This is a genomic window from Nonomuraea sp. NPDC047897 (assembly GCF_043204415.1).
GTDB lineage: Bacteria > Actinomycetota > Actinomycetes > Streptosporangiales > Streptosporangiaceae > Nonomuraea.
Genome location: NZ_JBIDCC010000022.1, coordinates 69439 through 83613 on the forward strand (window position 1 = coordinate 69439; position 14175 = coordinate 83613).

Sequence of the window (14175 nt, forward strand, 5' to 3'; positions counted from 1 at the left end):
ACTCCCCTCCGGTCAAGACTGTTGCAGGAGCGCCCGTGTCCCGCTGCTTTGCGCACATGCCTCCACGAGGAGTGGTCTCCGGATGAAGCGTTGGGGGGATCTTTCCGAGGACGCGGTCGATCATCTGGCCGCCTCCTCCGTCCTGGATCACGCCGAGATGGCCGTCGTGGTGACGGACCGCTTCGGCAATCTCCTCTACTGGAATCCCTTCGCCGAGAAGCTGTTCGGCCGTCCCGGCGCCTCGTCGCGTGATGCGTCGGCGCTCGCCCTGAGCTTCATGGAGAAGGACCACCCGCTGGCCGTCGAGCTCTCCAAGCACGTGCTCAAGGGCGGCGTGTGGGAGGGCACCTTCGACGTCCGGCGGCCCGACGGCACCATCGTCTACGTCCGCGCCCAGGCCGTGCCGCTGCGCCACCCCGACGGCTCGGTGAGCGGCATCGTCATCACCGCCCGCGAGGCGCTGCGCAGCAACGAGCGCGAGAAGGACCGCTTCGGGCTGCTGGAGCGCATCGGCGAGCGGCTCGCCGGTTCCCTGTACGTCGAGGAGACGCTCAAGCGTGTCGCCGAGATGCTCGTCCCGCAGTTCGCCGACCACTGCTTCATCGAGCTGATGGAGGGCGACCGGCTGGTGCGCAGGGTGTCGCAGCACGTGCAGGGCTGGACCCCGCCGCCCGGCACCTGGAAGCCGGTCGGAGCCGAGATCCGCTACCCCTACGGCCACTACGCCGACACGGCGATGCGGCGGCAGGAGACGATCCTCGTCGAGGACTTCGCCGCCGGCGGCTTCCCCGCCCCCAGCGAGGACAGCGCCAAGCTCTGCGGCGAGGTGGGCATGACCTCCGCGATCGTCGCCCCGCTCTGCGTGCGCGGTGAGACGCTCGGCCAGCTCTACCTCGGGCTGTCCAACCTCACCGACCGGCGCAGCCCCCACTACGACGCCTTCGACCGCGACTTCGTCGGCGCCATCGCCACCCGGGTCGCGCTCGCCATCGACAACGCGCTGCTGTTCGAGGAGGAGCGGCACACCGCCGAGTCGTTCCAGAAGCACCTGCTGCCCCGGGCACTGCCACAGCTCGACGGCCTGCAGATCGCGGTCCGCTACTACCCGGCCGCCCCCCTCGCCTCCCACGGCCAGGGCATCCAGACCCAGGTCGGCGGCGACTGGTACGACGTGATCCCGCTGTCGGCCGGCCGGGTCGGCATCGTCATCGGCGACGTGGAGGGCCGCGGCGCCAAGGCTGCGGCCATCATGGGACAGCTGCGGGCCGCCCTGCGCGCCTTCGCCCAGGACGACAAGTCGCCCGCCGACATCCTGGCCAGGCTCGACGAGTGGACGCGCATCATCGCCACGCCCGAAAAGGACGACCAGGGCGCCGACATCAGCGTCCCGCCCATCGTGACCTGCCAGTACCTCGTCTACGACGCCTGGTCGCGGACGCTGTCGTTCGCCAACGCCGGCCACGCGCCGCCGCTGCTCCTGGTCGACGGCCAGTGCCTGGAGCTCGACATCGAGGAGGTCGGCCAGCCGCTGGGCGTGCGCGCCAAGGGCCTGCACGCCGACCTGGTCTACAAGGAGGAGACGCGGGTGCTGCCGCCCGGCGCCGCGCTGCTCCTCTACACCGACGGCCTGGTGGACCGGCGTCCCGGCCGCGACGGCCGGATGCCGACCGACGCCGAGACGCTGGGCGTGCTGCGCGAGAAGCTCGCCAAGGTGGCCGACGCCGACGTGGAGCGCGTCGCCGAGGCCGCCACGGTCGCGGTGCCCGGCGAGATCGACGACGACATGGCGATCCTCGTGGTCCGCTCCAGCACCGACGACCTCGACGTCGAGGAACGCACCTTCCCCGCCCAGCCCATCATGGTGGGCGAGGCGCGACGGATGGCCTCCGAGGCCTTCGACGGCTGGAACGTCCCCGAGGAGCGGGCCGAGCTGGCCTGCCTGCTGGTCTCCGAGGTGGTCACCAACGTGGTCCTCCACGCCGCCAGCACCAGCGTGCCCCGCCGGGAGCTGATGATCGACGGGCCGGCGCTCGCCTTCGACGACGAGTCGTGGGACGTGCCCGGCTTCGAGGAGGAGGAAATCGTCGGGGAGAAGGAGTTCACGCTCCGGCTGCGCCGCGGCGACGAGGCCGTCTGGGTCGAGGTGTTCGACCAGGACCTGCGCCTGCCCCGCATCCGCAGCGCCGGCGAGAACGACGAGGGCGGCCGCGGCCTCTACCTCGTCGACCAGCTCGCCCGGCGCTGGGGCTCGCGACCTACCAGGGAAGGCAAAGCCGTCTGGTTCGAGATTCCCACCCGCAGCCGCTGAGTGGTTAGCTCAAGGCCATGGAGTTGGCCTTCGAACGGCGCGGCACGGGCCCGCCGCTGATCCTCGTGCACGGCATCGGCCACCACTGGCAGGCGTGGCTGCCGGTCATGGACCGCCTCGCCGCCTCCCGTACCGTCATCGCGGTCGACCTCCCCGGGTTCGGCGTCTCACCGCCGCTGCCCGCGGGCACCCCGTACACGGCGGAGTCGCTCGCCGACGCGGTCGAGTCGTTCTGCACGGTGCTGGGCGTGCGCGAGCCGCACGTCGCGGGCAACTCGCTCGGCGGCTACCTCGCGCTGGAGCTGGCCTCGCGCGGCGTCGTCCGTACGGCCACCGCGCTGTCCCCTGCGGGGTTCTGGTCGCGGGCCGAGCTGGCCTACGGTCAGGCGGTGCTGCGTGCCTTGCGGGCGGCGGCCGCCTCGATCCCGCCGGAGCGGCTCGCCCGCGCCGTCGAGGACCCGGTGGGGCGGGCTGCGCTGGCCGGTCTCCTGGTCGCCCACCCGGCCCGGCTCTCGCCGACGGCCCTGGTCGCCGGCGCCCAGGCGCTGGCGGGTGCGGCGGGGTTCGACGAGACGCTGGCGACGTTCACCGACCTGATGCCGCCCGCGCCGCCCAAGGCGCCGATCACCGTGGCCTGGGGCGAACGCGACCGGCTGTTGCCGCGCCGCCAGGCTGTCCGGGCCGCGAAGTGGTCGGGGCAGCGGGTGAAGCTGCTGAAGGGCTGCGGGCACGTGCCGATGAGCGACGATCCGGAGCTGGTGGCCAGGGTGCTGCTGGAGGGCAGCGAGGGGTAGCGGGTCAGACGCCGTAGGCGGCTTCGAGGTTGGCGGCCATGCGGCGCAGCACGTCGAGGGTCGTCGCGTACTCGTCCTCGCCGACTCCTTCGGCGGCCTGCCGCCGGACGCGCATGACGTGGGCGGCGATCGCCTCGTGGGCCCGCCTGCCTGCGTCGGTGAGCCGCCTACCGTCGTCGGCGAGCGGCCCGCCGGACACCCAGCCCCTCGCCGACAGCTGGTCCAGCGCGTCGCCCACCCCGGCGAACGGCTGCAGCGCCGCCCGCGGGTCGTCGTCGCCGGAGGCCAGCACGTTGAGCGCCTGCCACTCCCGGCGGGAGACTTGGTGGGCGGCCAGCGCGGCGGGCAGGGCCTGCTCGAAGAGGCCGTCGAGATGCTTGAGCCAGTAGCCGATCATTCGCTGTGACATGCATGCATAATAACAACTATATGTATAACGACAACGATATTGCGTCCGTCGAGCGGGCCATGGTCGCGATCAGGCGCCGGCAGAGCAGACGCGCCCTGGCGCGGCTGCAGGGCGCGCCCGGCCCCGAGCTGGACGTGCTCGACGTCCTGGAGGCGGCGGGGGAGCCGGTGACCGTCTCCGCCGTCGCGCAGGCCCTGGCGGTCGACCAGCCGCGCGCGAGCAGGCTCGTGGCGGCGGCCGTGTCGGCTGGCCTGGTACGACGCGAGGCCGACCAGGCCGACGGGCGCCGGGCGCTGCTCGTGCTGACCGAGGCGGGGCAGCAGGCGGTCGAGCGCGCCCACCAGGGCAGGCAGGCGGCCTTCGCCCAGGCCATGGCCGGATGGTCCGACGCTGAGCGCGCGCAGTTCGCCCGGCTGCTCACCCGCTTCGTCGAGGGGCTGCCCGGCTAGTACTAGACCCGCGTCTGACCCCAGAGCAGCAGCATGACGATGACGAAGACGATCACCACGCCGAGGTAGCCGACGGGGCCGAGGCGCAGTGCGCGGCGCACCCGGTTGAGACCCCAGGCGAAGAGCAACGCCAGGAACACCAGAAGGATCAGCCCGCCGTCCATGCCTCTTAGTATGCGTTCCTGGGCGGCGGGCCGCGCTCGTTCTAGAAGCCGAACGACCTTCCGATGATCTCTTTCATGATCTCGGTGGTGCCGCCGTAGATCGTCTGGACGCGGCTGTCCACCCATGCCTTGGCCACCGGGTACTCCAGCATGTAGCCGTAGCCGCCGTGCAACTGGAGGCAGCGGTCGATGACCTTGGTCTGCAGCTCGGTGGTCCACCACTTGGCCTTCGCCGCGTCCACCGCGGTCAGCTCGCCGGCGTTCAGGGCGAGGATGCACTTGTCCACGTAGTGACGGGCGATTTCCGTCTCGGTGGTCAACTCCGCCAGGACGAACCGGGTGTTCTGGAACGAGCCGATCGACCGGCCGAACGCCTGGCGTGTCCGGCAGTACTCGATGGTCTGCTCCAGCACCGTCTCGGCCGCCGCGACCGCCCCGACCGCGATCGACAGGCGTTCCTGCGGCAGGTTGCGCATCAGCTGGAAGAAGCCCTCGCCGTCGGCCGGGCCGAGCCGGTTGGCAGTCGGCACGCGGACGTTGTCGAAGAACAGCTCGGCCGTGTCCTGGGCCTTCATCCCGATCTTGTCAAGATTGCGGCCGCGCCCGAAGCCCTCCATCCCGCGCTCCACCGCCAGCAGCGTGACACCCCGCGCTCCGGCCTCGGGATCGGTCTTCGCCACCACGATCACGAGGTCGGCGTTGATGCCGTTGGTAATGAACGTCTTCTGCCCGTTCAGCACGTAGTGCTCGCCCTCGCGGACCGCCGTGGTCCGGACGCCCTGCAGGTCGCTGCCCGCCCCGGGCTCGGTCATGGCGATGGCGGTGATCAGCTCACCGCTGACGAAGCCGGGCAGCCACCGCTGCTTCTGCTCGTCGTTCGTCAGCTCGACGACGTACGGCGCCATGACGTCGTTGTGCAGCGAGAAGCCGAGGCCGGTCGCGCCGTGCCTGATGACCTCCTCCAGGATGACGGTGTTGTACCGGAAGTCCGTGACGCCCGCCCCGCCGTACTCCTCGGGCACCCCGAAGCCGAACATGCCGACCTCGCCCGCCTTCTTCCACACCTCGCGCGGGACGATGCCGTCCTTCTCCCAGCGATCGTGATGAGGCACGACCTCACGGGCCATGAACTCGCGCACGGTCTCCTGGAAGAGCAGGTGCTCCTCGTCGAAGAGGTCTCGCCGCATCGGTCGCCTCCAAGCAGGTGGGGTGGGGACAGAATACGATTCTGGTCGCCTGGAGGTATACCCGGTCGGGCGGGCGGACACGGCTTCATCACAAGTCCCGGAACCGGGCTGGATGCTGCCGATATCGACTCTAAGATCTACTTTCGGTCTATGTGATCGGAGTATCCGGTGAATCGGTGGCGCAAGACGTTGATCGCCGCATCGGCCGGCATGGCCGCATCCGCCGCCCTCGTAGCGACGCCCGCGCGCGCGGAATCGGTGAACCTCGTCGTGGACTACAGCTGCACGGGAGGCGTCGCCGGCAACAGTGCGGTCACGCTCCGGGCGCGAGTGAAGATCCCGACAGTGGTGCAGGTGGGCGGCACGCTCAACCTCGGCTGGTCGGTCGAGTACACAGGCACGTCCAGGTTCAAGTCGCCGGGCTACTTCGCCAAGGGAGCAGAGGTCTCGCTCGTCGGCAACGTGAAACTCCAAGGCGCATGGAACGGCGCCCTGGAGCCCCGAGGCAGCAAGGTGCAGGAAGCGCTCAAACCCCACGTTGGGCTGGAGGTGCCGGAGGGTATCTCCTCGTCCGCCCATCTGACGGATCCAGGCGTGCTCAAGCTGACGCCTCAGGGGATGACCGTGGACTTCGTACCCCCCGCGGGCGTGATCACCGTCAACAACGACAAGGATCGAATCGAGTATCCGACGGGAGCATGGCAGCACCATCCCGCCACGCCTGAGGAATACAAAGACTGGCTGCGTGATGTACACACCGCTCCCGGCCCAGGGGCGATGGCGAAGATCACCTTCGTCGGCACAGGATTCGAGTACGTGGGACGTCGGATGCCGGGCGTGAGCAGGGTCCAGGTCAGCGTGGACGATGACGACTCGGCCATCGTCGACCCAACAGAAAAGCCTGACGGCGACCCTACGAACGCGACCGAGGGCAACGTCACCCTCTGGGAGCGTACCGATCTTGGTTATGGTCAGCACACGGTCACGATCAAGAGCCTAGACGACGCTCCCATTCATCTGGATGCCTTCAAGCTCCACACACGCAAGATGATCAACCCTCCGACGCTGCATCAGTCGACCTGCACGATCACCAACAACCCGGGCACCGTCGAGGTGACCGTGGGCGGCAAGAGCCCGTCGCCGAGCCCGACCACCCCCAGCCCGACCCACACGCCGACCCACACCCCCACTCACACCCCGACCCTGCCCACCCCCACCGTTGGGACGACGCCGCCTGTCGTGCCCAGCAACCCGTACAACCCCGCCCCCGGCGACAACGTCGCCGTCGTTTCCACCAGCCCCAGGCCGACGCGGACCACCACCGTGACGGCCACGCCCAGGCCGACCACCACCAGGTTCGTCAAGGCGCAGGTGCTCAAGACCCCCAAGGGCGGGGTCGACACCGGTGAGGCGCCGGAGGGCGGCGGCGCCGGCTCGTACGGACTGATCGCCGGCGGGTCCATGCTGCTCATGGGAAGCGCCACCGGCGGGTTGCTGCTGCGGCGGCGGCGCGCCACGCATGCGGGAGGAGCGCAGCGATGACCGAGCACGACCCGATCTCCACCCCGGCTCCCGCGTCGGCCTCGGCCGAGGACCGGTCGCCGATGAGCAGGGCCCTGCCGGGACTGCTCATCGCCGGTTCGCTGGGTGGCGTGGGCGCGATCATGGTGGGGCTGCTGTCGCTGGCGCCGCCCGTGGACGACGGCTCGGGCCCGCCGCAGGTGGTGGCCCAGGCCGAGCCGAGCACCGTGCAGATCCAGAACGCGGGCGCGTTCGTCCTCGCGCCGACGGTCGGTCCCGGCGGCAAGAACGCGCCCCTGACGCCCGCCCGCCTCGAAGCCCCGCCACCCCTGGCGGCGGCCCCGATCGTGGCCGCGATCCCGCCGGCCAGCAGGACGACGGCGGCGAAGAAGAAGCCGAAGCCGGTCCGGATCAAGATCCCCAAGATCAAGGTGAACGCCTCGATCGGGACGGTCACGCTCGACCGCAAGGGCAGCCTGACCACGCCGCCCCTGTCCAAGCCCAACCTCACCGGCTGGTACCGCTATTCGCCGCTGCCGGGGGAGAAGGGCCCCTCGGTGATCAACGGCCATGTGAGCACCCGCAAGGGCGCAGCCGTGTTCCAGCGTCTCCGGGAGCTTGCCAAGGGCGACCACATCTACGTGTATCGGTCGGACAAGAAGGTGACGCGCTTCACGGTGAGCGGGATCGAGCAGGTCAGCAAGTCGACGTTCCCGACCAAGCGCGTGTACGGCAACACCGGCGACGCCCAGTTGCGGCTCATCACCTGTGGCGGGATCTACAACAAGCAGGCGCACAGCTACACGGACAACATCATCGTGTACGCCACGCTGTCCAAGAAGAAGGGCTGAAGCTGGGGGGATTGGTCCCGATTTTGCCATTTACAGGAGATTTACAGGGGCAATTCGTAAGATCTCTACCTGACTGTGACCCTTGGCTGCCACGCTGGTACGCCAGTTGACATTGTGCTGAAACGGAGAAGGACAGTGCTGACGTCCCAGGCGCGGCGCCGCCGCCTCGCCCTCAAGACATCCGCCTCAGGCCTGATGGGCGCACTGGTCCTCTCCGCCGGTACGGTGTCGGTCCTGTCGTCGCCCGCCTCGGCGGCCGTGGTGGACAAGACGATGGAGCTCGCCTACAACTGCACAGGTGGCGGAGCATTCCCCGCAGAAGTCAAGGCTACGATCACGGCGCCGGACTCCGTCGCTCCCAATGGCGCCGCACAGGTGAAGTGGAAGTTCCTGCCGCTGACACTGAGTAAGGGGCTGGCCGGCACGCTCAAGATCGACGGAAGTCTCACGGTTGCTGGAGGCCCGACGACTCCGCTGAGTGCGACCCTGTCGCAAACCGTCACCTCCGCAGGCACCAGCTACACGCCTCCTGAAATATCCGGCACCTTGACGGCGCCTGCCACCACGGGCACGCTGACGCTTACGCCAATTGCCGCGGTGCCGAGCCTGACCTTCGTCTACACGCCCACCGGAGGTACAGGCGAGACGACGACGTGCACTTACAAGGGCACAACGCCGACGAACATCGTCATCGACGTCAAGCAGGGCGGTGGCACAGGTACCACTGGCGAGGTCATCAAGTACAAGTGCGGTCCTGGGGGCAACACCACCGTGGGCGACGATGTCGACATCCAGGTCACCCTCACGATGCCGACCGGTGCAAAGGCCAACCAGGATGCGCCCATTGTGTGGAAGAGCGTCATCCAATCCACCGGCGACCCGCTGACCGTGCCCGCCGGAGGTATCCCCCCACTGAGCAAGCTCTTCGCCACCGTTAAGACGAGTGGTGCGGGAACTCCTGCTTCTGCGACCGGGGAAACGACCTTCACCGCCCCAGCCGCGGGCTCCCCTATCACTAACCTCGGCGACGTCACCATCAAGGTGAAGCCCACGACCGCGGGTACCGTTACGGTGACGCCGAGCGACCTGGCCATCGGTACTTTGTCCAGCTCCCCGGCCCTCAAGTGCAGCATCGCCACCACCGGCAGCCCCAAGTCCTACACGTTCACCGTCGCCGCCGCGACGGCTTCCCCGACGCCCACGCCCACCCCGACCCCGACGCCGACCCCCACGCCGACGCCCACCAAGACCACGCCGCGGCCGACCAGGACCAAGACGGAGATCGTCACGGTGAGTCCCACGAGGCGGGCGTCGAAGACGCCGAAGGCGGGGGCCGACACCGGGGGTGGCGGGGACATCGGGCCTGACGGGCGGATGTTCGTGCTGGCCGGGTCGCTGCTGATCATCGCTGCCGGTGCCGGCGGGCTGGTCATGCGCCGGCGCGGCGTCTCGCGGAGCTGATGCGGCGTGGCGCCTCAGTATCCCTACGGCGGCGGGTCACCCGGTGATCGCGGTGGCCGGGCGCTGCGGGCCGTGCTCGTCCTGGCGGCAGTCGCCGGGGTGGTGACCGTGGTGGCGGGGCTGCTGATCGTGCTCAGTTCGCCCGAGGAGTACGGGCTGGCCTCGCAGCGCGACACGCTCGCGCTGGACGCGCAGCCCGACGGGCGGGCTACGGGACAGCCGGAGCAGGCGATGTTCCAGGCGGCTCCCACGGCGCCGCCGCCGTTGCCGCAGATCCATCCGGCGCCGCCGATGCTGCCTTCCACCCCGGTGCGCGTCGTGATCAAGAAGCTGGGCGTGGACGCGCCGATCAGGTCGGTCGGTCTGGCCAAGGACGGCACGATCCAGGTGCCGCCGCCGAACCACCCCAACCTGGCCGGCTGGTACCGCCACATGTCCACCCCGGGCGAGGCCGGTCCGGCGGTGCTGCTGGGGCACAAGGACACGAGGACGCGCAGCGCCGTCTTCACCCGCCTGCACGAGCTTCGCAACGGTGACCAGATCGAGGTGAAGCGCCAGGACGGGACGACGGCGGTGTTCACCGTCGGCGGCGTGGAGCAGGCCAGCAAGAAGACCTTCCCCACCCAGCGCGTCTACGGGCAGCAGAGCAACGCCCAGCTTCACCTCATCACGTGCGGCGGCACGTACGACCGCACGATCGGCCACTACACCGATAACATCATCGTCTACGCGACGATGACGGGCTCCTATCGAAGCTGATCTCGGAGGCGTGCAATGGGCTGGATGGCGAAGCGGAGACTGCGTACTGGCCCGACGGCGGCGTTGCCCGCCAAGCCGAGCCAGGCCGATCTGCTGCGGATCGTACGGCTGGCCGACCCCGGCGCCCGCGCCGACGGCGACGAGATCGTCGCCGTGGACGTGCGGGTGCACGCGCCGGTCGAGGCCGGGGCTGATCTGGTCGGCGGTGAGATGGAGGAGGTCTGGGCGGTCCGGGTGGCGGCCGAGGGGCCGCTGCCGTTCGACTTCTTCGACCGTTACCTCGCCGAGGGCATCGCCTTCCGGCTGGGCGGGCTGGCTGTGTGCCGGGGCGAGGTGAGCGATCCGGCCGACGACGAGGGCGGCGGCCCGGCGGTGATCCTGCCGGTACGGCCGGCGGCGGACGAGCTGCTGCCCCTGCTGGAGAGCGAGGGTGAGGTGGAGCCGGAGGAGGAGGGTTTCGCCTACGCCGTCGAGGGGCTGCGGGTGCTGGTCGTGCCGCAGAAGGGCCGGCCGCCGGCCGCTGAGGAGCTGCTGCCGTTCGCGACGGAGTTGACGGCGGTCGAGTTGCGCGGTGCCGACCGCGAACGGCTGGACGCGCTGGCGCTGCGCCTGGCCGAGGGCCTGAACGGGCTGGTGGTGGACCGGTGGCGGTTCCGGGTGGACGCCGCGGAGGACGTGCTCCCGCCGGCCTGACAAAACGGGTAGTCTCCTCAGTAACCGAATAATGCTCGGTTTCAGGAGGCACCGTGGCAGAGGCGTACATCGTCGGGGCGGTCCGCACCCCGGTCGGCAAGAAGAAGGGCGGCCTGTCCGCCGTTCACCCCACTGATCTGGCCGCCCACACCCTCAAGGAGCTGATCGACCGCACCGGCGTCGACCCCGCGGCGGTGGAGGACGTCATCATGGGCTGCGTCATGCAGTTCGGCCCGCAGAGCATGGACATCGCGCGCAACGCGTGGCTGTCGGCGGGCCTGCCGGAGACGACCGCGGGCGTCACGATCGACCGGCAGTGCGGCTCGTCGCAGCAGTCCATCCACTTCGCGGCGCAGGGTGTCCTGTCCGGCACGCAGGACCTCGTCGTGGCGGCCGGCGTGGAGTCGATGAGCATCGTGCCCATGGGCTCGTCGATCACCGCCGCGCTGGAGAAGGGCATGCCGTTCCCGTTCGGCGACAGGTGGGTCGAACGGTACGGCAAGCAGGAGATCTCCCAGTTCCGCGGCGCGGAGCTGATGTGCGAGAAGTGGGGTTTCACCCGCGACGAGCTGGAACGTTACGCCTTCGAGTCGCACCAGCGGGCGGCCAAGGCCATCGCGAACGGCTACTTCAAGGACCAGATCACGCCCGTGAACGGCGTCGAGGACGACGAGGGCCCGCGCCCCGACACGACGCTGGAGAAGATGGCCGGGCTGAAGACGCTCAAGGAGGACGGCCAGATCACCGCGGCCACGTCCTCGCAGATCTCCGACGGCTCGGGCGCCGTGCTGATCGCCTCCGAGCGGGCCGTGCGCGAGCACGGCCTGACCCCGCGTGCCCGCATCCACCAGCTTGCCCTCATGGGCGACGACCCGGTGTACATGCTGACGGCGCCGATCCCGGCCACCCGCAGGGCCCTGGAGCGGTCGGGCCTGTCGATGGACGACATCGACGTGACCGAGATCAACGAGGCGTTCGCCCCGGTGCCGATGGCGTGGCTCAAGGAGCTGGGCGCCGACCCGGCCCGGGTCAACCCCAACGGCGGAGCCATCGCCCTCGGCCACCCGCTGGGCGCCACCGGCGCGATCCTCATGACGAAGCTGCTGCACGAGCTGGAGCGCACCGGCGGCCGTTACGGCCTGCAGACGATGTGCGAGGGCGGCGGCCAGGCCAACGTCACCATCATCGAACGGCTCTGACCTCGCCGCGTCACGGCGCCCCGCCCCGCTCCGCATGGAGAGGGGTGGGGCGCCGCGCGTCGTGCGGGGGCCCATGGCGTACGGGGCCGCGCGCCGCACTCACCACCATCCTTGGCAGTGGTCTAGCGCCCCTTGGGCGGGATGCGCCGGGGCGGGGCGATCGGCCGCTGTGGCAGCTTGGGCATCTGCCGCGGGGCCGGCTTCGCCGGGCGTCCGGGCATCCCGGGGGCGTTCTTCTTGGATCCGTTGGATACGCGTACTCGCATGAGAGAGCTCCTTTACGTAACTCGCGACGCGGCCACGGGCCGGTCGGCAAGCTCAGCTGCCGCGTCTGGGTGGAAGCGGGCGGGCGTGGTCACCGCCCCGCGGTCGGGCTGACGAGAGGCCGGGCTGAACGGTCAGCCCCGGCGCATCACAGGTAAAGGCGCATGTCCACGACAGTACGGATCACCCGGAGTCGGCGCAACCGATTATTCGGTCCCCCTTCCGGCTAGGCCTCCGGGGCCGGAAGGCGGACCGGGGCGGTGTTGTGGACCTGCTGGAAGATGACCGACGTGCGGAAGCCGGCGATCTCGCGGCGCTTGCTCAGCCGGTCCAGCAGGAAGGCGTGCAGGTGGTCGAGATCCTGCACCGCGACGTGCAGCAGGAAGTCGTCGCCGCCCGCCAGCACGAACACGCTGAGCACCTCGGGCAGCTCCGCCGCCGACTGCTTGAACGCGTCGATGACCGCGCGGCTGAGCGGGCGGACCTGCACGGAGACGAGGGCCTGGACGCTCCTGTTCAGCGCCGCCGGGTCGATGTCGGCGTGGTAGCCGCGGATCACCCCGCGCCGGGTGAGTGCGCGGACGCGCTCCAGGCAGGTCGAGGGCGCGACGCCGAGCGTGCGGGCCAACTCGCGGTTGGACTGCCGCGCATCCGTTTGGAGGAGCCGGACGATCGCCGAATCAAGTTCATCCATGACGGGATTATCTCCGTGTCTCTGGACGAACGTTCGGCAGAGCCGCCTTTCAGGCGTACGGATGGCTAGTTTCGGGCGGTATGACGGAATACAAGCTTGGTGCGGCCCAGGGCACCGCGTTGCTGCTCGGCGCGGTGCTCGGGCCCGGGATGCTCGTGCTGCCGCAGCTCGCGGCGGCCGCGGCGGGGCCGGCCTCGGTGCTGGCGTGGGCGGCTCTGCTGGTGCTCAGCGTGCCGGTGGCGATGACGTTCGCGGCGCTCGGCGTACGCCATCCCGGTGGCGGGGGAGTGGCGGGCTTCACCGGGCTGGCGTTCGGGCGGCGCGCGTCCGCGGTGGTCGGCTGGTGGTTCTACGGGTCGGTGCCCGTGGGTGTCGTGGCGGGGGCGCTCGTCGGAGGCCGGTACGTCGAGGCGGCCCTCGGGGTGGACGACGCCCTGGCGGCGGCGGTCCTGCTGGCAGCGGCGTTCGCGGCGAACGCCGCCGGGCTGCGCACCTCGGGACGGCTGCAGGCAGGTCTGGTCATCCTGCTGGTGGCGCTCCTGTCCGTCGCCGTGGCCACCGCCGCGCCGCACGCCGACGCCGCCGGTTTCGCCCCGTTCGCCCCGTACGGCGTGGCGGGTGTGGCGAGCGCGGCCGGCGTGCTGCTGTTCGCCTTCGTCGGCTGGGAGGCGGCCAGCCACCTGTCGGCCGAGTTCGCGACCGGCCGGCGGGGGCTGCTGCGGGCCACGGGCGTGACGCTGGCCGTGATCAGCGTGCTGTACCTCGGGGTGGCCGTCACCACGGTCGGCGTGCTCGGCGAGCGGGCGGGGGTGACGCCCGTGCCGCTCACCGCGCTGCTGGAGACGGGCTTCGGCGCCGCCGCGCGGCCGGTCACTGGCGTGGTGGCGGTGCTGCTGACCTTCGGCGCGATCAACGCCTACATCGCGGGCGCCGCCCGTCTCGGCGCCGCGCTGGCCCGTGACGGGGCGCTGCCGGCCGGGTTCGCGCGGGGCGGCGCGCCCGGTGAGACGCCGCTGCGCAGCCTGGGGCTGGTCGCCGTGCTGAGTGTGACCGTGCTGGGAGCGGCGGTCGCCGCTCCGGCGCTCGGGCACGCCGTGGACCTCGACGCGCTGATGCGGGTCACCTCGGCGGCCCTGGCCGCCGTCACGGTCGCGGGTACGGCGGCGGCGGCCCGCCTGCTGCCGCGGGGCCGGTGGCGGGCGACGGCGCTGGCGGCGAGCGTGATGTCCTGCGTCGCGCTGGCCGCCTGCGGCGTCTACCTGGTCGTGCCCGCCGTCCTGGCCCTGGTGGCGCTGGCGGTGACCCGTGCGAACGCCCGGCGGCCGCTGCCCCGGCGGTCGACGCGCTGATCGACGCGCTGATCGCCCGGTCGCGTTCTCCGGGTCGCGTTCTCCGGGTCGCGTTCTCTGGGTGAGGCCGGGC

At 70.6% G+C, this 14175-nt stretch carries 14 protein-coding genes; 10 read left to right on the forward strand and 4 right to left on the reverse strand.

What is annotated here, in order from left to right:
• Positions 1-82 precede the first annotated feature (82 nt).
• Positions 83-2308 (forward strand): SpoIIE family protein phosphatase, encoded by a 2226-nt coding sequence (locus ACGF0J_RS35155; protein WP_393153072.1) that lies wholly within the window; start codon positions 83-85, stop codon positions 2306-2308.
• A 17-nt stretch (positions 2309-2325) separates the two neighbouring features.
• Complete coding sequence (locus ACGF0J_RS35160) at positions 2326-3102, forward strand: alpha/beta fold hydrolase (protein ID WP_393153074.1); 777 nt, start codon at positions 2326-2328, stop codon at positions 3100-3102.
• 4 nt (positions 3103-3106) lie between these two features.
• Here the strand turns inward: ACGF0J_RS35160 and ACGF0J_RS35165 are convergent, their stop codons facing one another.
• Positions 3107-3511 carry a MarR family winged helix-turn-helix transcriptional regulator gene (locus tag ACGF0J_RS35165; RefSeq protein WP_393153076.1) on the reverse strand — a complete coding sequence of 135 codons (405 nt, stop codon included), beginning with the start codon at positions 3509-3511 and terminating at the stop codon, positions 3107-3109.
• Positions 3512-3531: 20 nt separating this feature from the next.
• Between ACGF0J_RS35165 and ACGF0J_RS35170 the strand changes: the two genes are divergently transcribed.
• Positions 3532-3960, forward strand: a complete 429-nt coding sequence (locus ACGF0J_RS35170; RefSeq protein ID WP_393153078.1) for a MarR family winged helix-turn-helix transcriptional regulator — start codon at positions 3532-3534, stop codon at positions 3958-3960.
• Positions 3961-3962: 2 nt separating this feature from the next.
• Here ACGF0J_RS35170 and ACGF0J_RS35175 read toward each other — a convergent pair whose 3' ends face one another.
• Together ACGF0J_RS35175 and ACGF0J_RS35180 are read right to left on the reverse strand one after the other, a co-directional pair.
• On the reverse strand, positions 3963-4124 hold the full coding sequence (locus ACGF0J_RS35175) for a hypothetical protein (RefSeq protein ID WP_393153080.1): 162 nt from the start codon (positions 4122-4124) through the stop codon (positions 3963-3965).
• Between the two features lie 41 nt (positions 4125-4165).
• Positions 4166-5311, reverse strand: a complete 1146-nt coding sequence (locus tag ACGF0J_RS35180; protein ID WP_393153082.1) for an acyl-CoA dehydrogenase family protein — start codon at positions 5309-5311, stop codon at positions 4166-4168.
• A 168-nt stretch (positions 5312-5479) separates the two neighbouring features.
• Here ACGF0J_RS35180 and ACGF0J_RS35185 point away from each other — a divergent pair, with 168 nt between their 5' ends.
• From ACGF0J_RS35185 to ACGF0J_RS35210, 6 genes are all read left to right on the forward strand, one after another.
• Positions 5480-6853, forward strand: a complete 1374-nt coding sequence (locus ACGF0J_RS35185) for a hypothetical protein (RefSeq protein WP_393153084.1) — start codon at positions 5480-5482, stop codon at positions 6851-6853.
• Positions 6850-7683 (forward strand): class F sortase, encoded by an 834-nt coding sequence (locus ACGF0J_RS35190; protein WP_393153086.1) that lies wholly within the window; start codon positions 6850-6852, stop codon positions 7681-7683. The genes ACGF0J_RS35185 and ACGF0J_RS35190 overlap by 4 nt, the downstream gene beginning before the upstream one ends.
• 135 nt (positions 7684-7818) lie before the next feature.
• Positions 7819-9144 carry a hypothetical protein gene (locus ACGF0J_RS35195; protein ID WP_393153088.1) on the forward strand — a complete coding sequence of 442 codons (1326 nt, stop codon included), beginning with the start codon at positions 7819-7821 and terminating at the stop codon, positions 9142-9144.
• 6 nt (positions 9145-9150) lie between these two features.
• Positions 9151-9903 (forward strand): class F sortase, encoded by a 753-nt coding sequence (locus ACGF0J_RS35200; protein WP_393153090.1) that lies wholly within the window; start codon positions 9151-9153, stop codon positions 9901-9903.
• Between the two features lie 24 nt (positions 9904-9927).
• Positions 9928-10596, forward strand: a complete 669-nt coding sequence (locus ACGF0J_RS35205; protein ID WP_393153092.1) for a hypothetical protein — start codon at positions 9928-9930, stop codon at positions 10594-10596.
• A gap of 53 nt (positions 10597-10649) precedes the next feature.
• A complete protein-coding gene (locus ACGF0J_RS35210) occupies positions 10650-11795 on the forward strand; it encodes an acetyl-CoA C-acetyltransferase (protein WP_393153094.1) in 1146 nt (381 codons plus the stop codon).
• Positions 11796-12285: 490 nt separating this feature from the next.
• On the opposite strand, the gene ACGF0J_RS35215 is transcribed toward ACGF0J_RS35210, so the two are convergent.
• Entirely contained in the window at positions 12286-12753 is a 468-nt protein-coding gene (locus tag ACGF0J_RS35215; protein WP_393153096.1) for an Lrp/AsnC family transcriptional regulator, read from the reverse strand.
• A gap of 80 nt (positions 12754-12833) precedes the next feature.
• On the opposite strand from ACGF0J_RS35215, the gene ACGF0J_RS35220 reads away from it, so the two are divergent.
• Positions 12834-14102 carry an amino acid permease gene (locus tag ACGF0J_RS35220; protein ID WP_393153098.1) on the forward strand — a complete coding sequence of 423 codons (1269 nt, stop codon included), beginning with the start codon at positions 12834-12836 and terminating at the stop codon, positions 14100-14102.
• Positions 14103-14175 lie beyond the last annotated feature (73 nt).